Below are 26,467 nucleotides of genomic sequence, written 5' to 3'. Positions count from 1 at the left end.
ATGACGGCTCGCGGGATCGCTACGGACGGCTTGAGCAACCGGCTCAGGTTCCTGGCCCTGACCGGCGGACAGCCGTTCTGGGAGCTCGTACAGAAGATTCAGCCGGTGCGGCGCCGGATCAACGCCACGCTGATCGACCAGGCAGTCCGCGAGATGCCGCCGCGGCCCGAGCCGTTGAGCACGATGGCCGGCTACACCTCGTGGGCCTCGCTGACCGACCGCACCTACAGCGGCAGGCACCTGCCTCCCGTGCGGGCGGGGGAGGGGCTGCCCACTCCCGAGAGCGCCGCCGACCTGTTCGCCCGCGGCGAGTCCATGATCCCCTGCCCGCGCTCCACGGTGCTGTTCGCGTACTTCGCCCAATGGTTCACCGACGGATTCCTGCGCGGCGACAGCGGCAACCCGCGCGACCCGCGCAGGAACTCCTCCAACCACCACGTCGACCTCAACCAGCTGTACGGGCTCAACGCGGGGGTGACGGCCGCGCTGCGCACGTTCGACGGCGGCAGGCTCAAGAGCCGGATCGTCAACGGCGGTGAGTTTCCGCCCCAGCTGTGCGAGCACGGCAAGATCAAGCCGGAGTTCGCCCCGCTGAGCGTCCTGCGCTTCGAGGAGCTCACCGACGCGCAGCGCGACACGCTGTTCGCGATCGGCAGCGACCGGGGCAACACCCAGATCGGCTTCACCATGCTCACGGTGCTGTTCCTGCGCGAGCACAACCGGGTCGCCCGGCTGCTGGCCGAGCGGCATCCGCGCTGGGACGACGAGCGGCTGTTCCAGACGGCCCGCAACGTGCTCATCGTGCTGCTGATCAAGCTGGTCGTCGAGGAGTACATCAACCACATCACCCCCTACCACTTCCGCTTCACCCTCGACCCCCGGCTGCCGTCGGCGCTGGCCCGCGCGTCGTGGCACCGGGAGAACTGGGCGTCGGTGGAGTTCAACCTCGTCTACCGCTGGCACAGCCTGATCCCGTCGCACCTGTCCGTGGGCGGGCACGACCTGCCGATGGCGCAGACCCTGGTCGGCGGCTCGCTGATCCCCGGCCCCGGGCTCGGGCGGCTCTTCGAGGACGCCTCCCACCAGCGGGCCGGCCGGATCGGGCTGTTCAACACCGATCCCGCCCTGCGGGCGGTGGACGTGGCCAGCATCGCCGATTCGCGGGAGGTCGGGCTGGCCCCGTACAACAGTTACCGCAGGCACTGCCGCTTTCCCGCGGTGCGGAGGTTCGAGCACGTCAACGGCGATGGGCGGGTCAGCGGCGCGCTGCGCGAGCTCTACCGCGACGTGGACGACCTCGACCTGTACGTCGGGCTGTTCGCCGAGGAACCCGGATCGCCCGAGGCCATCCTGCCGCCGCTGCTGACCAAGATCATCGCGATCGACGCCTTCTCGCAGGTGCTCACCAACCCGCTCCTGGCGCCGCGGGTCTTCGGCGAGGCCACGTTCTCCCCGTACGGCATGCGGGTCATCGAGGCCACCCACAGGCTGTCGGACGTGCTGCGCCGCAACACCCCCGAGGACCCGGAGCCCCGCTTCGTCAGCATGTCCCGGCGGACGTGGCCATGAACGAGCCGGGCGATCCGGCCGCCGCGCCGCTGCGTGCGGCGGCCCGGGAGCTGGTGGACATCGCGGTCACCATCCAGGACGCGGCGGCTCATGCCACGGCCGCGCTCACCGACGCCGCACTGCTGCGCGTCCCATGGACTGCCGGGCGCGCCTACTGCGCGCTGCTCCGGGCCGTGACGCATGATCAGGGTCTCGGGTGCGCGTTCACCGGCGGCGCTCTGGCCACCGTGGCCGCCAAGGCCGGTGCCGCGCTGGGGGCCGAGAGCCTGGTCGTACGGGTGCTGGCCACCTCGCTGCGCCTGCGCGTGGCCGCCGTCGCCGTCGAACATCCCGAGCTGACCGACGACCCCATGCTGGCCCGGCTCATCGACGCGGCCGCCGCCGACCGCGACCTGGAAGCCGTCCGCGCCCTGCGCGCCCTGCTCAAGGACCGCGGCGCGGTACGGGCGCTCAACCGGCTCGCCCCGGTCTTCGGCGAGGTGCTCGCGCTGCGCGCGCTGCTGGACGAGAACCCGCTCAACGACGCCACCGCCTGGCTCATCGCGACCGGGAAGGGCTTCGCCACCGCCGACCCGCTCATCGGCATGAGCAACAGGGCCGTCGCCGCACTCGACACGGGGGAGGGCGCCGCCCGCCGGATCGAGCTGACCGAGGCCGAATCGGCCCGGCTGAGCACCCGCGGATCGTTGCTCGGCTTCCTGGGCAACCTCAGCACGATCGGCACCACCGGGCGGATCCTCATCCAGAGCGTCGAAGGGCCCGACGGTGTGATCCGCCACATCCTTCAGGCGCCCGGCATGCGGTCGGGACGTCCCAGCGGCGACTCGCCACAGGACCTGCTCGGCGCGTTCAGCAGCGCCGTCCTGCACAGCAGCCCCTACAGCCGCGCCCTGGGCAAGGCCGTCGCGGACTACGGTCTTGCCCAGGGCGCCGAACTGGTGCTCGTCGGGCACAGCGCGGGCGGGGCGGCGGTCATGAACCTGGCGCAGGACACCGGCTTCTGCGACCGCCACACGGTCACCCACGTCGTCGCCGTCGGATCGCCCGTCGACTTCAAACGGCCCGCCGACCCGCGTACCTGGGTGGCCAGCGTCACCAACCAGCACGACCTCGTCCCCACCCTCGACGGCCAGGGCACCGGCACCTGCTTCGACCTGCACCCGGACTGGTACGTGGTCGACTACGCCGACCCCACCCACCTGTTCCCGCTCTGCCACAGCATCGAGCGCTACCTCGCCAACCTCGCCGACGACCTGCCCGAGGCCCGCGAGCACATCGACGAGCGGCTGACGCCGGTGCGCGGGCCGGTCGTGCGCTCCCAGGCGTACCAGCTGCTCGACCGTCCGCCCGGCACGCAGGGCTCTCCCTTCCTCACCGTGCCCACCCACACGGTCGAGAGCTCGGGCGGGACGGCCGAGTTGCCGATCCGGTGCCGGGAGGGCGTCGCGCTCACGGCGTACTTCGCCGTACGCCCGGCGGTGGTGGCCGGACTGCTGGAGGGCGGCTGGGCCGGCCCCGCCGTGCGGGTGGCCGGTCGCGCGCTGGTCGGCGTGCACGCCGCCTGGAACCGGCACACCGGCGCGGGCGACTACCGGGAACTGCAGGTCGGCGTGGTCGTGCCCGGCCCGTGGCGGCGACACTCCCGCCGTACCGCCTGGTGCGACCTGCTGCGGGATGCGGATGTCCGCCACTCCGGCAGCTACCTGATCGGGTCCGTGGCCGACACCACGGAGATCAGCGATCTCGGCGGCCGGTTGTGGGGCGGGGAGACGTATCTGGCGCCCCTGGAACTCCGGCTCGGCGCCCTGGCCGCCCGGGTCGATGCCTCGGGGATCCTCACGCTGGGCGGGCGGCTCGGGTTCGGACTGCCCCTGCGCGACCCCGGCCTGGTCGGTTACGCGCGCGAGGCCGACGCCGTGCTGCGCTCGTCGGTACGGGCGCGCGGCCGGGCCCGGCTGCACCTCGCGCCGCCGCTCCGGCTCACGGTCGAGGCCCGGTCGGCCCATCCGCTGGCCGACCGGCTGCGTGAGCTGGGGCTTGACGGCGCCCGCCCGCTCCTGTGCCTCACCGTCGCCACCCGCAGCACCCTCCGGGACGTCGCCGTTCCGGTGCCACCCACCTGATGCTCCGGGATGCGTCACCCGCCGGACCTGATGCTTCGGGATGCGTCGCACGCCGGGCGCTTCGCGGGGCCGCGCTCCTGGCGTCGCCCGTCCCGGAGCCGCCCGCCTGACGGAGGAGCCATGTCAGCCGAACTCGTCGCGATCGCCGCCCACGCCGAGACCCTGCGTTTGGACGCCCGTACCCTCACCACCTGCGCCGAGCGCCTGCGCGCCGTCGAGGCGGGGCTGGCGGCGGACGGCGCGGCGCCGCCGTGGCTGCGCGCCGCGGTGGAGGCCCACGCCGCCGCCTGCGTGGTGGCCGCCGCCGACCTGGAGACGGCCGCGCGCCGCCTCGACTCCTACGCGGAGCGGGCGAGCCCATGAACGGGACCATCCGGGCGCCGCGCGTTCAGCCGGTGGTCAGGGCATGCTCCACGAGCAGGCGTTCACGGACCAGGCGGTAGCCGACCGCCCGATTGACGGCGAGCATCGGTGCGTTCTCCTGGTTCACCGTGATCTTCGCTGGACCGATGCGATCGGCCCGGGGCACGATGCTCACGAACCCTGCCCCTCGTCAACGTTGTGGAAGGCTTCCATGCTGCCCGAACCCCCCGCAGTCCCAGCAGCCTCCGACCTCCGGGACCTCGACCCCGTTCCGCTCCTGGCCCGGCTGACCGCCATCGACTCCGTCAACCCGGACCTCGTACCCGGCGGTGCGGGTGAGAGCGCCATCGCCGACCTCTGCGGCGGATGGCTGGCCGCCCGCGGTTTCGAGGTGCACCGCCTGGAGGAGCGGCCGGGGCGTCCCTCGCTCGTCGCGATCGCCCGCGGCACCGGCGGCGGCCGGTCGCTCATGCTCAACGGCCACCTCGACACCGTCGGCCTGGCCGGGTACGACGGCGACCCCCTCGACCCGCAGGTCCGGGACGGAAGGATGTCCGGCCGCGGCACCTTCGACATGAAGGGCGGCGTAGCGGCCATGATGGTCGCCGCCGCCCGCGCCACGGCGGCAGGAGCCCTGCGGGGCGACGTGCTCGTCGCCTGCGTCGCCGACGAGGAGCACGCCAGCTCCGGCACCGAGGAGGTGCTGAAGTCGTTCACCGCCGACGCGGCCATCGTCACCGAGCCGAGCCATCTCCAACTCACCCTCGCCCACAAGGGTTTCGCCTGGTTCGACGTGGAGATCCTGGGCCGTGCCGCCCACGGTTCACGTCCCGAGCTCGGCATCGACGCCATCGTCAAGGCCGGCCACTTCCTGGTGGCGCTGGAGGACCTGGGCCGGCGTCTCGCACAGGGTCCCGCCCATCCGCTCCTGGGCACCGGCACCGTGCACGCCTCGGTCATCCGCGGCGGCGAGGAGGCCTCGACCTATCCGGCGTACTGCCGCATCACGCTTGAGCGGCGCACCGTCCCCGGCGAGGACGCCGACAGCGTCGAACGGGAGCTGACCGCCGTACTCGACCATCTCGCCGCCACCGTCGCCGACTTCCGGTACCGGCTGACCCGCGGCCTGTATCGCGAGTCCTTCGAGGCCGACCCGCGATCCCCGATCGCCACGACCCTGGCGCGCCACGCCGAACGGGCGCTCGGGCACCCGCCCGTGGTGCGCGGCGAGCCGTTCTGGACCGACTGCGCCCTGCTGGACCGCGCCGGCATCCCCTGCGTGCTCTTCGGCGTTGACGGCGCGGGGGCCCACGCGGCCACCGAGTACGCCGACCTGGCCTCGCTGGGCCGCCTCACCGCCATCCTCACGGACACCATCATGGATTTCTGCTCCTGAGCGGCACGGCCCCCGCCTCGGTCATGACAGGCCGCGGGGTCAGCAGTTCGCCGAACCCCATGCGGTTGACGAAGTTCTTGCGCGTGTCGCGGGCGACGTCGTTGACCGCCCCGACGCCGGACTCGGTGTAGTCGATGACGCTGCGGAAAGGCTTGGCGCCGTGCGGGAGGGCGAGGATCCGGGTGATCTCCTCGGCTACTCCGGCGGGGCTCGGGTCGATGCCGGGGACGAAGAGCGCGGAGGTCGCCTCCTCATTGCGCGCGACCAGCGGGTCGAGTTCGGCGTAGGCGGCCGAGACCGCCCGGTCACCGGCTCGGGTGGCGTTGGGGAAGTGCTGGGTGCCTTTGGTGATCGCACCGGGCATGACGATGCAGGTCTCGATGCCGAACGGGTTCGCCTCGTACGACGTGGCCACCGCCAGGGTGTCGAAGGCCGCCTTGGACGCCGCGTACGGGCCGAGGAAGGGCGGGGTGGTGACGATGATGGTGCTGCCGACGTACAGGAGGGTGCCGCCGCCGCGGCCGCGCAGGTGGGGCAGGACGGCCCGGTTCACCCGGTGGGCGCCGATGACGTTGATGTCGAGGAGGCGGGCGATGTCGTCGGCGGTGAACGCCTCGGTGTATCCGACGTACAGGTGTCCCGCGTTCTGGATCACGACGTCGAGGTCGCCGCCGTCCCGCAGGACGGTGGCGACGGCCGCGTCGGCCGATTCCTGCGAGGTGACGTCGAGTTCGACGACGCGCAGGGTCCCGCCGTGCCGCGCGGCGACGTGGAGCAGTTCCTGGCGGTGCACGTCATTTCGTCCGTACGGCTCCAGCATGCTGGCCCACACGGTGTGGCCGGCCCGGGTGAGCGCCCGGGCGGTGAGGTTGCCGATGCCGGTGGCGGCTCCGGTGATGAGGACGGTGGACATGGCGGTTCTCCGTTCGAGGAACGTACCGGATGAGGTGGACGGGCGGGATCCGATCGGGTGGTTTCCCGCTCGGCGTGCTACCTGGCGAACCGGTGCTGCAGCCGCTGGCAGGCGAAGCCCGCGAAGGCGCCCAGCGCGCTGCCGGCGATGAGCGTGAGCAGCCCGGGAAGCGCGTGCTCCGGTTCCGCGGCGAAGAAGGTGACCAAGCCCACGAACCAGGCGAGCATGTTGTTGAGCACGGGCGTCGTACGCAGGCCGACCACGACCGAGGCCAGGACGAGGACGGCGAGCGGCAGCGCGGCGGCGCCCGCGACGGGGGCGGTCAGCTCGACGATGGTGTGGCCGACCACGGCGAGGACCATGCCGAGCCACATGCAGATGACGGCCTCGACGCCGAGGCGGGCGGAGGTGGGCCGGGTGAACCACGTCACCCAGCCCGCGAACATGACCCAGGCCTGCAGGCCCATGGCGGTGCTGGCGTAGGCGGCGGCCGCCGCCACCACGGCCGCGATGGCGGTGAACGCCACGAAGTGGCCGGTGGCGGCGGGGTGCGGCGTGGTGCTGGGACGAGGCTCCATGGGGGGTCCTTCCAGACGGTCGAGCACGGAGTCGGACAGGTGGTTGTGCACGGAGTCGGACAGCTGGCCATGTGCTGATTCAGGCGGCGCCGCCGTTGGCGAACACGATCTGGCCGTTGATCCAGCGGCCGGGGCCGGCCAGGAAGGCGACGACCTCGGCGATGTCCTGCGGGGTGCCGAGCCGGTTCATCGGGCTCTGGCCGGCGATCCGGTCGATGAGCTGCTGTGACTTGCCGTCGAAGAACAACTCCGTGGCCGTCGGGCCCGGCGCCACCGCGTTGACCGTGATGTCACGTTCGCCGAGTTCCTTGGCGAGGATCGGAACGAGCGCCTCCACCGCCCCCTTGGTCGCGGCATACACGCCGTAGGCGGGGGGACGCAGGCGGGTGACGCTGGTGGAGAAGGCGATGATGGCGCCACCCGGGCGGATGCGGCGCGCGGCCTCCCTGGCCACGACGAACGTCCCCCGTACGTTGACGCGCAACTGCCGGTCCAGCTCGGCCAGGTCCAGCTCGCGGATCGGCTGCAGTGCCATCACACCCGCGGAGTTCACCACGACGTCGATGGGACCGAGGCGCTGCTCCGCGGCGTCGAACGCGGCGGCCATCGCCACCTCGTCGGCCACGTCGGCCCGCAGTGCGATCCCGCGCGCGCCGGCCGCCTCGATCTCGCCGACGGCGGCGTCCGCCTCTTCGGCGTTGGACGCGTACACGACGGCGACGTCCTGACCGGCCGCGGCGAGCCGGGAGGCGACGGCGCGGCCGATCCCGCGTGAACCTCCGGTGACGACGGCGATCCGTGATGCGGTGCTCATGATCACTCTCCTCTGTTGCTCATGCGCTAACGACTTCAAGTTAGCACTGTAATTGCATCGCTAACAAGGGAATGTTAGCGGCAATGTTATCGATCGTGGTGATCCACTGTTAGCATTGCTACATGGCCAGCGTGGACAAGCGGGAGATGATCCTCGACGTTGCGGCGGACCTGCTGGCGCGCGAGGGCAGGGACGCCGTCTCGACCAGGGCGGTCTGCAAGGCCGCCGGAGTGCAGGCGCCAATCCTGTACCGGCTGTTCGGCGACAAGCAGGGTCTTCTGGACGCCGTGGCCAGCCGGGGGCTCACGTCGTACCTCGCCGAGAAGCGGGCCATCGCCCCCAGTGGCGACCCCGTGGAGGATCTGCGGCGTGGCTGGGATCTGCACATCGGGTTCGGCCTCGCCGAGCCCGCCCTGTACTCGCTGATCTACGGGAGCCCGCGGCCGGGCGCCGAGCCCGACGGGGCGAAGCAGGCCGCGGAGGTGCTCGCCGGGCTGGTGCGCCGCGTCGCCCTGGCCGGCCGGCTCCGCGTTCCCGAGCAGCGTGCGGCGCGGGTGATCCACGCCGCCGGCCGCGGCACCACGCTGGCCCTGATCGCCACCCCGGAGGCGGAACGCGACCTGGAATCTGCCAGGATCGTCCGCGAAGCGGTCATTCAGGCGATCACCGACCCCGCTCCGACCGGCTCCCAGGCGATGACCGGCCCCGCTCCGACCGCGGTCACCGACCCGGCTCCGACCGGCTCCACGCGTGCCGGGGGCGACGTCGTGGCCGGTGCCATCACGTTGAAGGCCGGCCTCGCGGACCTGAAGGTCCTCAGCGCTTCGGAGAGTCAACTGCTGGGCGACTGGCTCGATCGCATCATCGACGAATAGGTCCGCGCCGGCCCCGGACGGCAGCCGAGCGTAGTTGGACAACTACCCCTGAGAGCTGGCACGGTGTCTTGATGCGTTTTGTCAGGGGATTTTTCGCCGGTTTGTTAGTTCTGGTCAGTAGTCTCGTGGCGATCGTCGCCGTACCCGCGCGGTGGGCCGATGGTCAGTTGCAGAGCGACGCGTACGGAAGCACGGTGGCTCCGCTGCTGCAAGACCGGGAGTTGCAGCGCCTGCTGGCCAATACCGCGTTCGACGCGGCCGGCGAGAAGGGCTACGCGGTTCCGCGCCGGTGGAAGGACCGCATCCATACCCAGATGGCCACCATCCTCGCCACCGACGAGGCGCGGCGGATCTGGCTGGACGCCAACCTGGCGGCGCGGGACCTCGTGGTGGACGGCACCGGCAGCAAGATCGTGGTCGACACCGGCGACCTGATCGACTACGTCCGCAAACGACTGAAAGCCCACGGCATCAGTACGCCGCGGGCACCCAGCGAGGCGGACACCCGGCTCACGCTGGTCGACTCGCCGCAGATCGCCCAGGCCCGGGAGTCTGTCAGCCTGCTGAACACGCTGGCCGGCGTCCTGCCGCTGACCGCGCTCGGCGTACTGGCGCTCGCCGTACTGATCGCACGACGGCGGTTCGTGACGCTGGCCGCGGCCGGTTTCGCGATCGCACTCGGCATGGGTGGCGCGATGCTCGCGCTGAACTTCGGCAAGGAGCAACTGCTCGCCAACAGCGCCATCACGGCCAACAAGGTGACCGGCACGCTGGTCGCGGCGGTCTACGACGCGTTCGGGAACTCGTTGCGCGCGGATCTGTCCGGCGCGCTCATCGCGGCGGTCGTCGTCGGCGCGGTGGGCGTGGCGCTGGCCATCGTGATCCCCCTGCTTCGCCGCCGCTCCGGCACCGCTGAGCACTCGGCGGACCGGCCACACGAACCACACTGGGACGACGCACCCATGCGGCCCGGCTACGACCGGCCGGCCCCACACCGCTTCGATCAGGCGGGAACGTGAATCGCGAGCACGGCAACGTCGTCATCCTGCTCATGACCGGACAACATCCGGTCAACGAGGAAGTCGACCTGCTCCACACAGGCCCGTCGGAGTAGAGCACGGCGGTATGGCCGGGCGGCACCACAAACCGGAACTGCCGGCGGCCGCCCGGCCGCCCCGGCGGCGTGCCCGGTCCTGTGTGGTCCGGCCGCCGGTGGGGTCGCGCCGGCGTCAGCTGATCACGCGGAACGTGGCGTCGGCGCGTCCGGTGGTTGTGGTGATCGGGTCGAGGCGGAGCAGGTAGCCGGAGTGGCGGAGGTATCGGTCAGGGAAGTTGTACGACTGGAACGACGCCGCCGAGGAGTCGCCCAGGCCGGGCACCCGGCGGAAGGTCGCGTCCCCGCGGAAGGTGGCGGTGCCGTCGTACTTGGCCAGGGCGAAGTCGAAGTTGTGATGCCGCAGGTACCAGCCGGGGAAGTTCGACGACTCCAGCGAAACCCCCGCCGGATCGGCCAGGCCGGGGACGATGCGCCACTGGGAGTCGGCGAGCGGGCTCACGTTCGGGTCGATGCGGACGTCGAAGTTGGTGTGCCGCACGTAGCGGTCGGGGAAGTTGAGCGACTGCAGGCGCCGGGTGCCGGCCGAGGCGGGACCGCCCCACTTGGCCTGTAGCGCGGTGAGCTGCGTCTGGGTGATGCCGATGATCGAACCGTGCCGCTTGCGGCCGGCGCCGAGCGCGTACTCGGAGGCGGCGCGGACGCGGTAGCCGCCCGGAGCGGCGAGGTTGGTCGTGGTCAGCGGGAGGTAGCCGCGGCCGGCGGCGTACTGGTCGACCCACAGGCCCCATTCGTCGCGGCCGTTGTACTGGTGCAGGATCGGGCCCTCGACCTGCGCGCCGGTGTAGCCGAGGTGGGAGAGGTCGCCGAGCCGGGTCCAGCCGGTGAGGATCTGGTCGCTGCCCTCGATCGTGAGCTGGCCGTCGCCGGACGCGCGGATGTAGCGGTAGCCGCCGACGCTGCCCGGGATCTCCAGGATCTGCGTGTCGATGATGCCCTGGGCGCCCGGCCGGTCGATGTAGATCTGCGCGGGGGTGAAGGTGCGGAAGTCGCGGGTGCGGGAGTAGTAGACGCGCGCCTTGTCGAGGCCGTTGCGCGGCGAGATGGTCGCCCAGTAGACGACGTAGTCGCCGGTCGCCGGGTCGTAGATCGCCTCGGGCGCCCACGCGCAGCCGGCTTCCGGGATGCTCCCGGCGACGTTCACCAGGCGCGGCGCCGACCAGGTGACGAGGTCGGGCGACTCCCACACGACGAGTGAGGTGCTGCCGTCGTGCTGGGCGACATCCCAGCCCTTGCCGGCGGCGATGCGCAGGTCAGTGGCGAGCAGCCAGAACCGGTCGCCGGACGGCGAGCGGACGATGGCGGGGTCGCGGACGCCGAGCTCGCCGATGCTGGAGGTGAGGACCGGCAGCGAGCTGTTGAGGTCGGTCCAGTGCAGGCCGTCGGTGCTGGTGGCGAAGTAGATCTGCTCGCCGTTGGCGCTCTCACCGGTGAAGTGCGCCATCAGGTAGGCGGTGTACGGGCCGGCGGCCTTGGCCGGGCGTTCCGAGGCGGCGAGGCCGAGGGCGAGCAGCAGGGCGCAGGCCAGGCCGATCAGCGCCGTTCGCCGTAAGAGGTGTGTCATGGTCGCTCCGAATGCGCGGTGGGGGGCAGGAGGCGGTGCGGGTCCACTGCTGGTCGGTGCCGGGAGGAAACGTTTCTGTTAGCGCTAACAAACGAGGCATGAGGGCCGGAGGGAGGCGCAGGTGTGTTGCCGCCGAGTGTTTACGTAACCATCGAGCCTGTCAAGCGGTCATTCGATGGTGAGTGTCCCGACGAGCGGGTCATCCCGCAGCGCGGCGGCGGTGGACTCCGCGTCGAGCGCCTCGGCCGCCAGGTGCACGCCGGCCGGCACGGAGCCCGACAGCACCGCGTGGGTGGCCAGCGCCATCACCACACCGCTCAGCGCGTAGGAGTCCACGGCCGTGAGCAGCACCCTCGTGGGCCCTGGCGGAGAGCCGGGACGGGGGCGCGCGGTGAACAACATGACGTAGAAGGCGCCGAAGTCGGCATTGTCCCGCAGCGAGGCGTTCACCACCGTGTCCGCGTGCGGCGTCAGCGCCTCGGGACGCACGTCGGACACCTCCGCCCAGGCCGCGGCGAGGGCCTCGGGCAGGCGATTGGAGACGAAGACGTTGTAGGAACGCACTTCGCCGGCCCCCGTGTCCTGCGCCAGGGTCTGTGCTTCGGTGGTGAGGTACGGCCACGCGTGCACCGGCACAGGGAAGCCCGGCAACCGCACCCGGTGCAGCGGTGCGAGCGTGTTGGGGGCCACCCGGCCGTCCCGCCAGGCCGCCATGGGCACCCCGAAGTCCGGCCCCCTGGTCAGCAGCGCGTCGATGGCGGACAGCGGGGTGAAGACGGCCGCTCCGCCCACGTACACGTCCAGACGGCGCAACGGGCCTGTCTTGGCCAGCAGCCGGGGCAGCAGGCCGGAAAGGCCGGGCATGACTCCCGCGGAGAACACCGCGGTCCGGCCGGGGGCGACGTCGCCGCTGGTGAGGGCCTCCTTGGCGGCCAGTTCGCCGCCGATGTCGACGTAGTCTGCGCCGGCGGCGAAGGCGGCGCGGGCGACCGTGTCCAGCACCTGGTAGGTGGGTCCGGCGCAGTTGACCACGATCCGGCAGCCGTCGCAGAAGGCGGCCAGCCCGGCGGGGTCGTTCAGGTCCACCTTGACCGCGTGCGCGGGGGCGGGAAGTGAGGCCGCCAGGTCGGCGGTGCCCGTGAGGTTCCTGCCGCCGAGCCGGAGCGGCCCGAGGCCGAGGGCGGCGATACGCCGCGCGGCCGTGCGGCCGACCGCGCCGGTGGCGCCCAGCAGCCCGATCATCGCCGCTCACCCAGGTGAGAGCCACCGTGCGTGTTCCCGGTCTCGTCCGGGCCGGTTCGGGGGCGGACGGTGGGTGTGGTGTCGGTCTCGTTCGGGCCGCTTCCGGGGCGGATGGCGGGCGTGGCTCCGGTCTCGTTCAAGCCGGTTCGGGAACGTACGGCGGATGCCACCCCGGCCACCGTCGAGTCCGCCAGGAACTCGCGTACCGGCAAGGACGCGCCGGCCTCCTTGGCCAGCCGCACGACCGCCCGCACCGCGAGCAGGGAGTCCCCGCCGAGGCCGAAGAAGTCGGCGGCGCGGTCGAGCACCGGCACCTCCAGGATCTCCTCGAAGACGTCGGCGACGGCCTGTTCAAGGGCGTCGGACGGCGGCCCTTCCCGGTGGCGGACCGCGGGCTCGGGCAGCAGGCCGAGCCGCAACCCGTCGTCGGAGCCGGGATCCGCGGCCGAGGGCAACCCGGGCGCGCGGTCCCAGCCGCCACCGTCGGCGAGGGCGTCGACGAGCGTCACGAACTCCGCGAACGCCGCCGCCACCCGGTCGGGCTCGAACAGCTCCTCCACCAGCGAGAAGACCGCCACCATCTCGGCGCCCAGCTCGAAGCAGCGGACCTCGATCGCGACCTGCGGCGTGCGCAGCTGGTGGAAGTAGTCGGAGGCGACCACCCGGCCCAGCGGCCCCGCGTCCTGCGGCGGCCCGCCGCCCATGGCCGCGTCCACGCCGAGCACGCTCTGGAAGACCACCGGCCCGACCGGGCGCCAGCTTCCCCGGCGGCGGGCCAGCTCGCGCCCGACCTCGACCCCGGTGATCAGGTTGTGCGCGGCGTGCTCACCGGACGTCGCCTGCACGGCGGTGGCCAGCTCGGCGAACGAGGCGTGGGGGTCGAGGTCGAGGGGGAGCAGCATGGTGGCGGCGAAGGCGCCCACGACGCGCTGCACCTCGGGGTGGATCGGCAGCCGGTTGAGCTGGAGCGAGTTCAGCAACATCCGGCGGTGCCCCGCCCAGCGTGCCAGCACCACGCCGAACGCCGTCATCATGGCGGTGGACGGGGTGACGCCCCGGTCGGCGCACTGCCGGCGCAGCGCCGCCCAGCGTCCGGCGCTCCAGCGGTGCTCGCGGTTGCCCATGGTGACCGGCCGCACCTCCTGGGGGTCGGCGGCCAGCGGCAGCGCCGGCGGCCCCGGCAGCGTGCCGAGCCGGGACCACCACCAGTCGCGGTCGGCCTGCCAGGCCGCGGTGGCGGGCAGGTCGGCGAGTGAGGTGACGTAGTCGCCGAAGTGGATGTCCAGGGGCGGCAGGGCGGCGTTCCAGTCGGCGACGTAGACGAGCAGGTCACGGCTGAGCACGCTGGAGGACCAGCCGTCGAAGATCAGCAGGCTCAGGCCGAGGTGCAGCCGTCCCTCTCCGCCGGGCAGCAGCGTGAGCCGGACGTCGATGCCTGGGCCGCTCGTCGGGTCCGGGCCGCCGGCGCTCATCTCCTCCCGTACGTCGCGCAGGGCAGCGGCGACCTCGTCCGGGCCCGCCTCGCGCAGGTCGTAGGTGCGCACCTGGGGCACCGCGCCGGGCGCGTCGGCGGGCAGGACGTACTGACGGCCGTCGGAGGTGACCCGGGCCCGGAGCGTGGGCTGGTGCGCGGCGAGCCGTTCGAGCGCGTCCGCGAGCGCATCGGCGGCCTCGTCGCCGTCGATGTCGTGCAGGGCGTAGTCCAGGTAGTAGTGGGCCGAGTCGTAGGACAACTCCCAGCCGTCCTGCTGACCGACGAAGTAGCCCTGCTGGAGGGGCAGCAGGGGGAATTCGGCATGCGGATCGGGGCGCGGCGTGACGGTGAGCGGCAGGGCCTGCGCCGCGGATGCGCCGCCGGAGGCATGTCGCCGTACGAGCTCGGCCAGGTCGTTCAGCGTGCTCTCGACCCGCACGTCCGACAGGGCGAGCGTGACGCCGAGCCGCTTGCGTACCAGCGCCGACATGCGGACCGCCAGCACCGAGTCGCCGCCCAGCCGCAGGAACCCGACATCGGGCGGGATCTCGCCGGGCGGCAGGCCGAGCAGCTCCGACCAGATCTCTGCCAGTTCCTTCATTCAGATAACTCCCATCGTCGGATGATCAGCGGGTGGCGACGAGCAGGCGCTGCGACAGCGCGGTCAGGGGGTCGCCGGGGCGGGGCAGGTCCACCTCGACACGCAGCCCGCTGCCTTCGAGCGCGCTCAGCCATTCCTCGCGGCGCAGGTAGGTGCGGGTGGTGCCGGCCCGGCAGTCGAGCCGCCGCGGCGGGCCGTCCCGGGTGGACAGGGCGAACGGCATCGAGGTGAGCGACTGGGGGTGTTCGCGGACGGTCTCGATGAGCAGCACCCGCCCGCCGGGCGCCAGCAGCGCCGCGACCTGTTCGAGCAGGCGGCCGACATGGGGGGCGTTGTGCGCCATCGTGGCCGCGACGACCAGGTCCAGCTCTCCCGGCTGGCGGGGCAGGTCGCGGGCGATGTCGAGCAGGGCGTAACGCAGGAAACCGGTGCCGAACCGGCGGCGCGCGGTGTCGAGGAAGAACGGCGACAGGTCGGTGAACAGGTAGAACTCGACCGGCGTGGCCGTCAGTACCGGCAGCAGGTCCGCGGTGGTGGCACCGATGCCGGCGCCCAGTTCCAGGATCCGCAGCGGCCGGGTGGCACGCCCGGCCAGGTCCGCGAGCACCTGCGCCGCGGCGGCGTTGAGGTAGCGGCTGATGACGTTGCCGCGGTAGACGGCCTCGGCGGTGGCGGGCTCGCCGTCCGGGTACAGCAGCGCCTGCACGCCGATCTCGTCGCGCAGAAGCTCGGGCAGCAGCCGCAGCGAGCGCAGCATGAGCTCGCCCAGCTCCGCGGGATAGCCGAGAGCGACCCGCGCGGCCTGCATGCGGGTGCGGGCGGCCGCGAGTTCCGCGCGCCCGGGGCCGTGCAGCCGGTGATAGCGGCCGTCGGCGTCCCGGCCGGTCAGGCGGGCTTCGTGCAGGGCGGCGAGCCAGTGCCCGGCGATCCAGCGGTGGCGCGGCGCGGCGCCGAGGTCGTCGGCGACCGCGCCGGGCTCGTGCGCGGCACCTTCGCGCAGCCGGGTACGCCGGTGCAGTTCGGATGCGATGCCGAGCAGGACGAGGCGGTCCAGGTCGTGAACGGCCGCTGCCGCGCTCGCGAGGTCGATGCCGGAGATGCCGGAGATGCCGGTACGGCCGGCGGCGTCGGCACGGTCGGTCAAGGGCGACATGAGGCGAGATCGTACGAAAAATGGTAATCATTTTCAAGATCTGGACAAATGCCGTGAGGTTGTGTAGCAATGAAAACCGTTTCCATTGTCATCCTGTTGGAAGAGGTCTCCCTTGGGTTCCGTCCCCGTCGAAGAAGTGCTCGCCTGTCTGGCCGACGTACTGGAACTCCGGCCTTCGGACCTGGACCCCGACGCCTCGCTCACCACTCTGGGACTGGAGTCCTTCACCGCCGTCCGCCTGCGCCGGCGACTGCTGGAGGACACCGGGCTGGAGCTGCCGCTGACGGCCTTCATCGGACCCGCGACCGCGCGCACGGTCGCCGCCGGCATCGTGCCGGACGAGCCCGCCGAGGGCGGGGAGTCCTTCCCGCTGACCCCCATCCAGACGGCCTACCTGGTCGGCCGGGACCCGGCCTTCCCGCTCGGGGGAGTGGCGACCTTCTACTACTTCGAGTACGACCGCGTGCCCCAGGACTCGCAGGAAGCGGATCTCGACCGTCTGCAGGAGGCGTGGAACCGGCTCGTCCTGCGGCATCCGATGTTGCGCATGGTCGTGGGCGCCGACGCCAGGCAGACCGTGCTCGACCAGGTGCCCGACTACGCGATCGTCCGTACGGACCTGCGTGGTGAGAGTCCGGGACGGGTGGAGCAGGTGCTGGCGGCGCTGCGGGAGCAGTGCTCGCACCAGGTGCTTCCCGCCGACCGGTGGCCGCTGTTCGACCTGCGTGCGGCGTTGCTGCCCGGCGGCCGTACCCGGCTGTTCGTCGGCGTGGACGTGCTGGCCCTGGATCTCATGAGCTGGATGCGGCTGATGAGGGAGTGGGGACGGTACGTGGCCGATCCCGGGCTGGAGCTGCCCGCGCCGCCGCTGGGCTTCGCCGACCTCGTACGACGCCGTGACGACCCGGCCGAGCTGCGGCGGCGCGAGACGGACGCGGCCTATTGGGCGCGCCGCGCGCCCGGCCTGCCCGACGGCCCGGCGCTGCCCTGGAGCAGGGGCCCGGCCGAGTTCAGCGCTCACCGCTTCGTCCGGCATGCCGCGGAACTGCCGGAGGAGGAGTGGACGCAGCTGCGCAAGCAGGGCGCGGCGCACGGGCTGAGCCCCACCGGCCTGCTGCTGGCCGCCTTCGGCCTGGTGTTGCAGCGCTGGGGCGCCCGCGACTCCTTCTGCCTCAACACCACCCTCTTCGACCGCGACGACCTCGCCCGCGGCGACGACACCCCGGACCTGGACGGCGTCGTCGGCGACTTCACCAGCACCGTCCTGGTGGAGATCCCCGTCGCCGACCCCGGCCGCTGGTACGGCTTCGCCGGCTTCGCCGCGGCCGTCAACCGCCAGTTCTGGACCGACCTGGACCACCGGGCCGTCTCGGGGATGGAGGCGCTGCGTGCCGCGACCGAGTCGGGGGAACGCCCCCGGGTGAGCGATCCGGCCACCGGACTGCCCGTGCCCACCCACACCGTGGTCTTCACCAGCGGCGTCGGCCTGGCGGGGCCCGGTGAGCCGCCTGCCGCCTGGCTCGGGAACGAGGTCTTCGGCGTCTCGCAGACGCCGCAGGTGATGCTGGACCACATCGTCTGGGACGAGGGCGGCAGGCTCCGCATCGCCTGGGACGCCGTGGACGGCGCGCTGCCGGCCGGATTCGTGGACGGCATGCTGGCCGCGCACGTCCGGCTGCTGCGGCGGCTGGCCACAGAACCCGAGCTGTGGACCGAGCCCGCGCTCGGCTGGGACCCGTCGTTCCTGGCCGACGAAGACGTGGCGGGCGGCGCGTTCGGCGGGGCCGGCCCGCTCCTGGACGACCCGCTGCGTGCCGCCGCCGAACGCGCCCCTTCCGCGCCCGCCCTGCTCGGCCCCGCCCTGCCTGGCCCCGGCCGCGAAGTGACGGCGGGCGAAGTGACGGCGGGCGAAGTGACGGCGGGCGAAGTGAGGGCGGGTGAGGTGACGGCGGGTGAGCTGAATGAGCGGGCCCGCCGCACCGGCCGCGCGCTGGCCGCGCTCGGGATCGGGCCCGGTGACCTGGTGGCGGTCGTGGCGGACAAGGGTGCCGCGCAGGTGACCGCCCTGCTCGGGGTGCTGGCGAGCGGGGCCGGGTACGTGCCCGTCGAACCGTCCTGGCCCGCCGGCCGGCTGGCCGCGCTGAGCGAGCAGGCGTCGATCCGGCTGGCGCTGCTGGCACAGGGGGCCGACTCCGCCTGGCCGGACCAGGTCAGCGTGCACCGGCTCGACGCCGAGGGCGTTCTCCGGCCGTTGAGCCGGGACGACGACCCCGTCGTGCGCGAGCCCGCCCCGGACGACCTCGCCTACGCGATCTTCACCTCGGGCTCGACCGGCCGGCCCAAGGGCGTGGCCATCGAGCACCGTGCGGCCCGTACCACCCTCGACGACCTCGCCGTCCGCTTCCCCCTCGGCCCGGACGACCGGGTGCTGGCCCTGTCGGCGTTCAGCTTCGACCTGTCGGTCTACGACGTCTTCTCGGTGCTCGGCTCCGGGGGCGCGGTGGTCCTGCCCGAGGCCCACCGCCAGCGCGACCCCGGCCACTGGCTGGAGCTGATGGCCCGCCACCGCGTCACCGTGTGGAACACCGCTCCCGCCCTGCTGGAAATGCTGGTGGAGTACGCCGAACTGGAGCCGGAGGCGGTACGTGCGGCGCTGGCCACGCTGCGGCTGGTGTTCCTGTCGGCCGACTGGATCCCGGTGACGCTGCCCGATCGGCTGCGGGCGCTGGCCCCGGACGCCGAGGTGGTCAGCCTGGGCGGGGCGACCGAGGCGTCCATCTGGTCGATCTGCCATCCCGTCGGGGAGGTCGACCCGTCCTGGCCGAGCATCCCGTACGGCAGGGCACTGGGCGGCCAGTCCTTCCACATCCTCGACGAACACGGCCTGCCCTGCCCCGTGGGGCAGCCCGGCGAGCTGCACATCGGCGGGGACGGACTGGCCCGCGGCTACGTCGGGGACCCCGCGCAGACGGCCGAGCGGTTCATCACGCACCCGATCCTGCGCCGCCGTCTCTACCGCACCGGCGACCTCGGGCGCTGGCGGTACGACGGGACGATCGAGTTCCTCGGCCGGCTGGACCGGCAGGTCAAGATCCGCGGCCACCGGATCGAGCTCGGCGAGATCGAGGCCACGCTCGACCGGCTGCCCGCCGTGCGGCAGGCGGTGGCCCGCGCGGTGCCGGGACCGGACGACCGGCCCAGGCTGGTCTGCCACGTGGTGCCCGCCGATCCCGCGGCGCCGCCGACGGACGACGAGCTGGTCCAGGCGTTGCGGGCGAGCCTGCCCGGATACATGGTGCCCAACCGGTTCATGGTCGTGGACGCGTTGCCGATCACGGACAACGGCAAGGTGGACTACAGGGCGCTCGGCAATCCGTACCAGACGGGCCGAGTTCCGGCCGAGCCTGTGTCGTCCGGCGGAGAATCTCCGCGCGTGCTCGCTTCGGGTGCTCAGACGCTCAGCGAACCTCAGGGTGTGCCCGCGCCGGATGCTCAGACGCTTCGCACCACCGTCACGCGCGGCCTGCGGCTCAGCCTCACCGTGTCGCCCGACGGGGTCATCCGGCTGCTCGTCGATGGCGACGGGCAACTCGAGCTCGCTACTTCCACGTTGCCGAGCCCCGCGGAGCCGCCCGCCCAAGAGCCGTCCCTCCCCGTGGCCGCCCCGACGGAAGCGGGACCGGATCCGCAGGTGGAGCGGGCCGTGGCCAGGATCTTCAGCGACCTGCTCAAGACACCGGTCGACGTCACCACACCCTTCTTCCGGCTGGGCGCGTCGTCCCTGACCCTGGTCCTGGCCCACCGCGCCCTGAAGACCGAGCTCGACGAGAGCCTGACGGTGGTGGACATCTTCGCCCGGCCCACGGTCAGGGAACTCGCCACCTTCATCACCGCCCGCAGACAGCCCCCGGCACGGGAGAACCCGCCAGCGGCCGCCGGGCCTACCCGTGACCAGGCTGCCGGGCCCGCCGGTGACCAGGCTGCCGGGCCCGCCCGTGACCAGGTCACCGAACCCGCCCGTGACCAGGCCGCCGATCGTCGTGCGGCCCGGATGCGTGCCGCGGAGCTCGCGGGATGACCGCCGCACAGAGCCGTATCGCCGTCGTCGGGCTGGCCTGCCGCTTCCCCGGCGCGCCCGACGCCGAGGCGTACTGGGAACTGCTCAGGGACGGCCGCGAGGGGCTGACCAGGTTCAGCGACGAGGAGCTGGCCGCCCGCGGCGTGCCGGACAGGCTGCGCGCGCACCCGGGCTTCGTCCCGGTCGGCGGGCTGATCGAGGGCCAGGCCGACTTCGACCCCGAGCCGTTCGGGTTCGGCGACGCCGAGGCGGCCCTGCTCGACCCCCAGCACCGGCTGTTCCTCGAATGCGCCTGGCACGCGCTGGAGCACGCCGGCCACGGCGGCGGACGCGGAGCCGGCGCGGTCGGCGTCTTCGCGGGCGCCACGCAGAGCGCCTACCTGGCGAGCAACCTCGCCGGCCGGTGGGACCCGACCGGCGCGGGACGGGACCCGCTCGGCAGCCTGCAAACGGCGATCTCCACCCAGGCCGACTACCTGCCGCTGCAGACGGCCTACCGGCTGAACCTGACGGGCCCCGCGGTGGCGGTGGCCACGAGCTGCTCGACCTCGCTGGTCGCCGTGCACCTGGCCGCGCAGTCGCTGCTGTCCGGCGAATGCGACACCGCGCTCGCCGGCGGCGTGTCCCTGATCGTGCCGCAGGGTCAGGGGTACGTGCACGTCGCCGGCGGCGTGTTCGCGGCCGACGGGACGGTCAGGCCGTTCGGCGCGGACGGCACCGGCATCGTCTACACCCAGGGGGTGGGCGTCGTGGTGCTGCGCCGCCTGGAGGACGCCCTGGCCGACGGCGACCCGGTGATCGCCGTGCTGCACGGCTCGGCGGTGAACAACGACGGGGCCGACAAGGCCGGGTTCACCGCGCCGTCGCCGCGCGGCCAGGCCAGGGCGGTGGCCGAGGCGCTCGCGGTGGCCGGTGCGTCGCCGCGTGAGATCGGGCTCATCGAGGCGCACGGCACCGCCACCGCGCTGGGCGACCCCATCGAGGTGGCCGCGTTGCGGCGGGTGTTCGGCGAGAGCGGGCCCGCCTGGTGCGGGCTCGGCTCGGTGAAGGGCAACATCGGCCACGCCAACTCGGCCGCGGGCATCGCCTCCTTCATCAAGGCCGTCCTGGCCGTACGGCACCGGGTGCTGCCCGCCTCGTTGCACGCCCACCCGCTCAACCCGCTGCTCGGCCTGGAAGGGTCGCCGTTCGAGGTCATCACCGGGACCCGGGACTGGGACACGCCCTCCCTGGCGGGGGTCAGCTCGTTCGGCATCGGCGGCACCAACTGCCACGTGGTGCTCGGACCGGCCCCGCACCGCGCATCGGTACCGGCCGATCGGCGGCCCCAGCTGCTGGCCGTCTCGGCCGCCACCCCTGAGGCGGCCCTCGCCACCGCCCGTGCCCTGGCGTCCGAAGCCGGGCACGAAGCCGACCGCGCCACCGCCCGTGCTCTTGCGTCCGGAGCCGACCTCGCGACTGCCCGTGCTCTGGCGTCCGAAGCCGGGTCCGACGAGGCCGACCTCGCCTACACCCTGGCGACGGGACGTTCCGAGCTGCCCTACCGGATGGCGGGTGTGGGCCGGGCCGGGCTGGCCGCGGCGAGTCCGGTCAAGGCGGCCACGTCGCGCCTGGTGTTCGCCTTCCCCGGCGCGGGCAGCGCGTATCCCGGAATGGGCGGCGGGCTCTACCGCGACGAGCCGGTCTTCGCCCAGGCCGTTGACGAGTGCGCGCGGCTCCTGCTCCCGCTGCTGGGCGCGGACGTGCGCGACGCCATGGACCCGGCGATCGCCGAGGACCGCGTCCGCGACGCCGCCTTCGGGCTGCCGGCCGTCTTCGCGGTCTCGTACGGGGTGGCGCGGTTGCTCGAATCATGGGGCATCACACCCGACGCCCTCGTCGGGCACAGCCTGGGCGAGTGCACGGCGGCGGCGGTGAGCGGCGCGCTGCCGCTCACCGAGACCGCCGAGCTGGTCGCCGCCCGGTGCGCCGTCGCCGCCAGGGCCGCCGGCGGCGGTGCGATGCTCGCCGTGCCGCTCGGCGAGGACGAGGTGGGCGAGCTGCTGTCCCGGCACCCAGAACTCGACCTGGCCGCCGTCAACGCCCCGTCCGCGTGCGTCGTCTCCGGTCCCACGGAGGCCGTCGCCCGGCTGATGGACGACCTGCGCGAACGTGGCATCACGGGCACCCGGTTGCGGGTGGACGCCGCGATGCACTCCCGGCTGATGGAGCCGGAGCTGCCCGGCCTGGCAGCGGCACTGGCCGGGCTGACCGGCGCGGCGCCCGCCGTGCCGGTGTTCAGCACGGTCACCGGTATGTCGATCGGCGCCGAGCTGGCGCACGCCGGTCACTGGACGCGGCAACTGCGCGAGCCCGTCCGGTTCGCGCAGGCGTTGCGGGCGGCACTCGACCCCGAGGAGGACACCCTGCTCGTGGAGGTCGGCCCGGGGACGGCCCTGTCCGCGCTGGCCCGCAGGAACACCCTGCCCGGCCTGCGGTCGGTGCTGGCCACGCTGCTGCCCGACGAGCCGGAGCCGGCCAGCGTGCGGCAGGCGGCCGGCACGTTGTGGGCGGGCGGCCGGCCCGTTGACCTGGCCGCTTTGTCCGCCGCCGGGCGGCGGCGAGTGCACGCGCCCGGGTACGCCTTCCAGCGCCGCCGCCTGTGGATCGACCCTCCTCCGTCCGGCACGCCATCGGACGTCGATGCCGGCGAGCCGCTGCAGGTCCCGGTCTGGGAGCAGGTGCTGCCCACCGGATCGGCCCCGGCCGCGACGGGCCCCTGGGCCGTCATCGGGACGGGCGCGCTGGCGGACGAGCTGCGCACCCGGCTGGAAACGGTCGATCCCACGGCCTCCCCGGCCGGAGTGATCGCGGTGATGACGGAGCCCGGCGATGTCCAAGTGACCGGACAGGAGCCCGGCGATGTCCAGGTGACCGGACAGGAGCCCGGCGACGGCCAGGTGACCGGACAGGAGCCCGGCGACGGCCAGGTGACCGAACCGGCGGTCGTGGTTCGCGAGGGTGCCCCGCGCGCCGTCGGGGCCGCCTGCGCCGCCGTGCTCGAATTCGGCGGGGTGGCGGCCGTGACCGCAGCTCAGGCCGAGCCGCCGTACCTGCTCCTGATCACCCGGAACGGCGAGCAGGTGGCCGGCGACGCGCCGCCCGACCCGGCGCGGGCGGCCGTGCGGGTGCTTCCGCGCGTGCTCGGGCAGGAGCAGCCCGGCCTGCGGTGGGCCGCGCTCGACCTGGGCGCGCCGGCCGCCCCCGCCACCGAGGCGAATGAGGTGCTCCGTGAGCTCGGCGCCCTCGCGAGCGGGGAAGGGGCAGGATCCGTAACCGCCCTGCGAGGCGCGACCCGGTGGCGGCGCCGCCTGGCCCCGTGGCGGCCGGCCCGCACCGGCGTGAGCACCGGGACGCCCGGCACCGTGCTGATCACGGGCGGGCTCGGAGCGGTCGGGCAGCTGTTCGCGCGGCATCTGGCCACGCGGGGACACCGGGTCGTCCTCACCTCGCGCACGGCGGACCGCCGGGGAACCGCGCTCGCCGAGGCCGGCGTGGACGTGCGGATTTGCGACGCCACGGACCACGCCGCGACCTTGGCCCTGATCGAGGAGTTGTCCGCAGGCGGGCCGATCGAGCTGATCGTCCACGCGGCGGGCGTGGTCGCGGGGGCGCGGCTGGACCCCCTGCGAAAGCTCGGCTCCGAGCAGGTCGCCGAGCACGTACGGGCCAAGGCCGGGGGAGCGCTCGCACTCAGGAACGCGATCGCCGCGCTGTCGGCGGAGCGCCGTCCCGGCACGGTACTCCTCATGTCCTCCGTCACCACGCTGGTCGGCGGCGTCGGAATGGGCCCCTACGCGGCCGCCAACGCCGCGATGGACGCGCTCGGCCTCGCCGGCCCCGGCCCCACCCGATGGGTCAGCGCGGTCTGGGACGGCTGGCGGGAAGGCGAGAGCGCCGTCGTCCTCGACGGCGCGCTCGACGCCCCCACCGGGACCGATGCCCTCGACCGGCTGCTGACCGCGCGCGAGCCTGGCACGTCGCCCCCGATCGTGGCGGTCGCCGCGACCGACCTCAACCCGCGCATCGCCGCGGCCGGGAAGCCCAGGAAGATCATGACCACCGGCGGCGACACGACGGGCCTGTCCCCGGCCGAGCGGGCGGTGACCGAGCTGTGGTCGGAGCTGTTCGGCGTGCCGGTCACCGATCCGGACGCCGACTTCTTCGCGCTCGGCGGCCACTCCCTGCTGGGCGTGCGCATGCTGGCCGCGCTGGGGCAACGCTTCGGCGTCCAGCCGGGCCTGCGCGACCTGCTGGCGGCTCCCACCGTGGCGGGGCTCGCCAAGCTCATCGAGTCGGCGGGCACCCGGCCGTACCCGCGGGTCGCGCCGGCGGAGGACGTCCTCGACGGTGACGGCACCTTCGCGATGACCCGCGTGCAGCACGCCTACTGGATCGGGCGGGACGGCGGCTACCGATGGGGAGACCTGCCCTGCCACTTCTACCTGGAGTACGACTGCCACGGCCTCGACCTCGGCCGGTTCGAGGAGGCGTGGAACCGGGTCGTGGCCCGCCACCCCATGCTCCGCGCCGTGGCCACCGCCGAGGGACGGCTGCGCGTGCTGGACGACCTGCCCCGATACCGGATCCGGGCACACGACCTGACCACGACGACCCCGGAACGCAGGGCGGAACGGCTGGCCGTACTGCGGGAAAGGTTGTCCACCAAGCCCGGCCCGCCCGACCGCTGGCCGCTCGCGCAGATCCAGGCGGCCCGGCTGCCCGGCGGCGTGACCAGGCTGTTCATCGGGGTGGACGTGCTCATCTGCGACGCCGCCAGCTGGTGGATCATCGAGTCGGAGCTGCACGCCCTCTACACCGCCCCGGACGCTCCGCTGCCGCCGCTGGACCTGCATCCGGCGGCCTGCGCGGCAGCCCTGGAGGGCCGGCGCGACGACCGCGCCGCGCGCTACTGGCGCGATCGCCTCGACACGCTTCCCGGCCCGCCGCGCCTGCCGATCCGCGACCCGGACGGGACGCCTCCTCGTTTCGTACGGCGCTCCGCCCGGCTGGACCGTACGGAATGGGCGGCCTTCGTGCGGGCCGCCGCCCGGCACCGGGTCACACCGGCGGCGGCGCTGCTGACCGTCTACGCCGACGTCCTGGCCCGGTGGTCGGGGTCGGCCGGCTTCTGCGTGACGCTGACCCTCTTCGACCGTCCGGCCATCCACCCGCAGGTCAACCGGGTGGTCGGCGACTTCACCTCGCTGCTCCTGCACGAGGTCCCCGCCGAACCCGCCGCCGTCTTCGCCGTCCGGGCCGCCGCCACCCAGGCCAGGATGTTCGACGACCTCGACCACCGCGGCTTCTCCGCGCTGGACGTGCTCGCGGAACAGGCGGCCGGGACAGGAGAGGTACGGCCGGTGCCCGTGGTGTTCACCAGCGCGCTCGGCGTCTCGGACGTGGTGGACGGCGGCGGCCGGCTGGAGTGGGCGGGCGAGCAGGTGTACGCGCTCTCGCAGACCCCGCAGACCTGGCTCGACCACCAGGTGCTCGAACACGACGGCGAACTGCGGCTGCAATGGGACGCGCTGGACGGTGTCCTGCCCGCCGACGAACTGGAGACGGCGCTCGCCGACCACGTGGCCCGGGTGCGCGAGCTGGCCGGCTCACCCGACGCCTGGACCCGGTCCGTGGACGCAGCCCCACCCGCGCGGGCGGTGGTGAGCGAGGCGGTGCCGGCCCGGGACATCGTGTTGCCGCTGCGTGCCGAGCACGGCGGAGCGGCCCGGCCCACCCTGTACCTCGCTCACCCGTCGGGCGGCGACGTGTTGTGCTACGCCGAGTTGTCCCGGCTGCTGGACCCGCGCGTGGACGTCGTGGCGCTGGCCGACCCCGAGCTGGCGGGCGCGTTCGGGCCGGGACCCGAGACGGTCGAAGGCATCGCCGGGCAGTACGTACGGGCGATCGACGCCTCCGGCGGCCCTGGAACGGGCCCCTGGCTGCTGGGCGGCTGGTCGATGGGCGGAACCGTGGCCCAGGAGATGGCCAGGCTGCTGCACGCCGGCGGCCGGCACACCGCGCTGCTGGCACTGCTCGACTCCAACGATCCCGCGCTCATCCGCGAGGTCCCGGGCCGCGACGCCGGCGAGGTCGAATGGGCGGTGACGGTCCGGCACCTGCACGCGCTGGAGGCCTACCTCGGCATCGACCTGAGCATCGGCGACGTACCCGAGCAGGAGCGCATGACCGCCGTCGCCGACCGGCTGCGCGAGCACCGGCTGCTGGGCCGCGGCGAGAATCTGACGGGCCGGGTGGCCGTGTTCGCCAGGCACCTGCGGGCGCTGGCCGCCCACACCCCGGGGCGGCTGACCGACCCGGACACGCTCACATTGCTGATCCGGGCCGAGCGGCCCTCACCCCGCAATTCCGGCATCGGGATGGGCGTCGACGACACCCCGCCGGGCCGCCCCGATCTCGGCTGGGGGTCCTACCTGGCCGGGCCCGTCGAGGTCGCCGGGGCCGACGCCCACCACTACGGCCTGCTGCACCCTCCCGCGCTGCCCGCCGTGGCCCGTTCGCTCAACGCCGCGCTCGACAGGGCGCTGACCAGACTTCGAGAAAGGTGATC

16 protein-coding genes are annotated in these 26,467 nt (G+C 73.3%); 8 read left to right on the top strand and 8 right to left on the bottom strand.

The window, feature by feature from the left end; translation table 11 throughout:
• The 3 genes from AB0I81_RS01685 to AB0I81_RS01675 all read left to right on the top strand — a co-directional run bounded on the left by AB0I81_RS01685 (position 1) and on the right by AB0I81_RS01675 (position 4,055).
• Positions 1-1,569, top strand: a complete 1,569-nt coding sequence (locus AB0I81_RS01685) for a peroxidase family protein (RefSeq protein ID WP_360648128.1) — start codon at positions 1-3, stop codon at positions 1,567-1,569.
• The gene (locus tag AB0I81_RS01680) at positions 1,566-3,692 is read left to right on the top strand and encodes a hypothetical protein (RefSeq protein WP_360648125.1); all 2,127 of its coding nucleotides are present in this window, start codon (positions 1,566-1,568) and stop codon (positions 3,690-3,692) included. Before AB0I81_RS01685 ends, AB0I81_RS01680 begins: the two co-directional genes overlap by 4 nt.
• Positions 3,693-3,812: 120 nt before the next feature.
• The gene (locus AB0I81_RS01675; RefSeq protein ID WP_360648122.1) at positions 3,813-4,055 is read left to right on the top strand and encodes a hypothetical protein; all 243 of its coding nucleotides are present in this window, start codon (positions 3,813-3,815) and stop codon (positions 4,053-4,055) included.
• Positions 4,056-4,080: 25 nt separating this feature from the next.
• Here the strand turns inward: AB0I81_RS01675 and AB0I81_RS01670 are convergent, their stop codons facing one another.
• Positions 4,081-4,230, bottom strand: a complete 150-nt coding sequence (locus AB0I81_RS01670; RefSeq protein WP_360648119.1) for a hypothetical protein — start codon at positions 4,228-4,230, stop codon at positions 4,081-4,083.
• A gap of 36 nt (positions 4,231-4,266) precedes the next feature.
• Between AB0I81_RS01670 and AB0I81_RS01665 the strand changes: the two genes are divergently transcribed.
• On the top strand, positions 4,267-5,451 hold the full coding sequence (locus tag AB0I81_RS01665; RefSeq protein WP_360648116.1) for a M20/M25/M40 family metallo-hydrolase: 1,185 nt from the start codon (positions 4,267-4,269) through the stop codon (positions 5,449-5,451).
• Here the strand turns inward: AB0I81_RS01665 and AB0I81_RS01660 are convergent.
• The 3 genes from AB0I81_RS01660 to AB0I81_RS01650 all read right to left on the bottom strand — a co-directional run bounded on the left by AB0I81_RS01660 (position 5,432) and on the right by AB0I81_RS01650 (position 7,756).
• The gene (locus AB0I81_RS01660) at positions 5,432-6,364 is read right to left on the bottom strand and encodes an SDR family NAD(P)-dependent oxidoreductase (RefSeq protein WP_360648113.1); all 933 of its coding nucleotides are present in this window, start codon (positions 6,362-6,364) and stop codon (positions 5,432-5,434) included. The genes AB0I81_RS01665 and AB0I81_RS01660 overlap by 20 nt on opposite strands.
• A 77-nt stretch (positions 6,365-6,441) precedes the next feature.
• Positions 6,442-6,942 (bottom strand): DUF1097 domain-containing protein, encoded by a 501-nt coding sequence (locus tag AB0I81_RS01655; protein WP_360648110.1) that lies wholly within the window; start codon positions 6,940-6,942, stop codon positions 6,442-6,444.
• A gap of 79 nt (positions 6,943-7,021) precedes the next feature.
• Positions 7,022-7,756 (bottom strand): SDR family oxidoreductase, encoded by a 735-nt coding sequence (locus AB0I81_RS01650; protein WP_360648107.1) that lies wholly within the window; start codon positions 7,754-7,756, stop codon positions 7,022-7,024.
• Positions 7,757-7,878: 122 nt separating this feature from the next.
• Between AB0I81_RS01650 and AB0I81_RS01645 the strand changes: the two genes are divergently transcribed.
• Together AB0I81_RS01645 and AB0I81_RS01640 are read left to right on the top strand one after the other, a co-directional pair.
• Positions 7,879-8,631, top strand: coding sequence for a TetR/AcrR family transcriptional regulator (locus AB0I81_RS01645; protein ID WP_360648105.1), 753 nt, complete (start codon positions 7,879-7,881; stop codon positions 8,629-8,631).
• Positions 8,632-8,756: 125 nt separating this feature from the next.
• Positions 8,757-9,650 (top strand): hypothetical protein, encoded by an 894-nt coding sequence (locus AB0I81_RS01640; protein ID WP_360648103.1) that lies wholly within the window; start codon positions 8,757-8,759, stop codon positions 9,648-9,650.
• 210 nt (positions 9,651-9,860) lie between these two features.
• Here AB0I81_RS01640 and AB0I81_RS01635 read toward each other — a convergent pair whose 3' ends face one another.
• The 4 genes from AB0I81_RS01635 to AB0I81_RS01620 all read right to left on the bottom strand — a co-directional run bounded on the left by AB0I81_RS01635 (position 9,861) and on the right by AB0I81_RS01620 (position 15,779).
• A complete protein-coding gene (locus tag AB0I81_RS01635) occupies positions 9,861-11,309 on the bottom strand; it encodes a glycoside hydrolase family 43 protein (protein ID WP_360648100.1) in 1,449 nt (482 codons plus the stop codon).
• A gap of 168 nt (positions 11,310-11,477) precedes the next feature.
• Entirely contained in the window at positions 11,478-12,551 is a 1,074-nt protein-coding gene (locus AB0I81_RS01630; RefSeq protein WP_360648097.1) for a saccharopine dehydrogenase NADP-binding domain-containing protein, read from the bottom strand.
• Positions 12,548-14,626, bottom strand: coding sequence for a phosphopantetheine-binding protein (locus tag AB0I81_RS01625; RefSeq protein WP_360648094.1), 2,079 nt, complete (start codon positions 14,624-14,626; stop codon positions 12,548-12,550). Before AB0I81_RS01625 ends, AB0I81_RS01630 begins: the two co-directional genes overlap by 4 nt.
• Positions 14,627-14,651: 25 nt before the next feature.
• Positions 14,652-15,779: a class I SAM-dependent methyltransferase gene (locus tag AB0I81_RS01620; RefSeq protein WP_360648091.1), complete on the bottom strand. Its 1,128-nt coding sequence runs from the start codon at positions 15,777-15,779 to the stop codon at positions 14,652-14,654.
• A 112-nt stretch (positions 15,780-15,891) separates the two neighbouring features.
• Between AB0I81_RS01620 and AB0I81_RS01615 the strand changes: the two genes are divergently transcribed.
• Both AB0I81_RS01615 and AB0I81_RS01610 read left to right on the top strand, forming a co-directional pair.
• The gene (locus AB0I81_RS01615) at positions 15,892-19,857 is read left to right on the top strand and encodes an amino acid adenylation domain-containing protein (protein WP_360648089.1); all 3,966 of its coding nucleotides are present in this window, start codon (positions 15,892-15,894) and stop codon (positions 19,855-19,857) included.
• A complete protein-coding gene (locus AB0I81_RS01610; RefSeq protein WP_360648087.1) occupies positions 19,854-26,465 on the top strand; it encodes an SDR family NAD(P)-dependent oxidoreductase in 6,612 nt (2,203 codons plus the stop codon). Before AB0I81_RS01615 ends, AB0I81_RS01610 begins: the two co-directional genes overlap by 4 nt.
• Positions 26,466-26,467: the final 2 nt, after the last annotated feature.

It is taken from the genome of Nonomuraea sp. NPDC050404 (assembly GCF_040655495.1).
GTDB lineage: Bacteria > Actinomycetota > Actinomycetes > Streptosporangiales > Streptosporangiaceae > Nonomuraea.
The sequence above is the reverse complement of the archived record's forward strand: the minus strand, read 5'-3'. Positions and strand labels throughout refer to the sequence as shown.

Bases quoted from the DNA above. Each gene is read 5' to 3' on its own strand.
- AB0I81_RS01685 (WP_360648128.1), top strand. From the start codon at position 1: ATGACGGCTCGCGGGATCGCTACGGACGGCTTGAGCAACCGGCTCAGG.
- AB0I81_RS01680 (WP_360648125.1), top strand. From the start codon at position 1,566: ATGAACGAGCCGGGCGATCCGGCCGCCGCGCCGCTGCGTGCGGCGGCC.
- AB0I81_RS01675 (WP_360648122.1), top strand. From the start codon at position 3,813: ATGTCAGCCGAACTCGTCGCGATCGCCGCCCACGCCGAGACCCTGCGT.
- AB0I81_RS01665 (WP_360648116.1), top strand. From the start codon at position 4,267: ATGCTGCCCGAACCCCCCGCAGTCCCAGCAGCCTCCGACCTCCGGGAC.
- AB0I81_RS01660 (WP_360648113.1), bottom strand. From the start codon at position 6,364: ATGTCCACCGTCCTCATCACCGGAGCCGCCACCGGCATCGGCAACCTC.
- AB0I81_RS01655 (WP_360648110.1), bottom strand. From the start codon at position 6,942: ATGGAGCCTCGTCCCAGCACCACGCCGCACCCCGCCGCCACCGGCCAC.
- AB0I81_RS01650 (WP_360648107.1), bottom strand. From the start codon at position 7,756: ATGAGCACCGCATCACGGATCGCCGTCGTCACCGGAGGTTCACGCGGG.
- AB0I81_RS01645 (WP_360648105.1), top strand. From the start codon at position 7,879: ATGGCCAGCGTGGACAAGCGGGAGATGATCCTCGACGTTGCGGCGGAC.
- AB0I81_RS01635 (WP_360648100.1), bottom strand. From the start codon at position 11,309: ATGACACACCTCTTACGGCGAACGGCGCTGATCGGCCTGGCCTGCGCC.
- AB0I81_RS01630 (WP_360648097.1), bottom strand. From the start codon at position 12,551: ATGATCGGGCTGCTGGGCGCCACCGGCGCGGTCGGCCGCACGGCCGCG.
- AB0I81_RS01625 (WP_360648094.1), bottom strand. From the start codon at position 14,626: ATGAAGGAACTGGCAGAGATCTGGTCGGAGCTGCTCGGCCTGCCGCCC.
- AB0I81_RS01620 (WP_360648091.1), bottom strand. From the start codon at position 15,779: ATGTCGCCCTTGACCGACCGTGCCGACGCCGCCGGCCGTACCGGCATC.
- AB0I81_RS01610 (WP_360648087.1), top strand. From the start codon at position 19,854: ATGACCGCCGCACAGAGCCGTATCGCCGTCGTCGGGCTGGCCTGCCGC.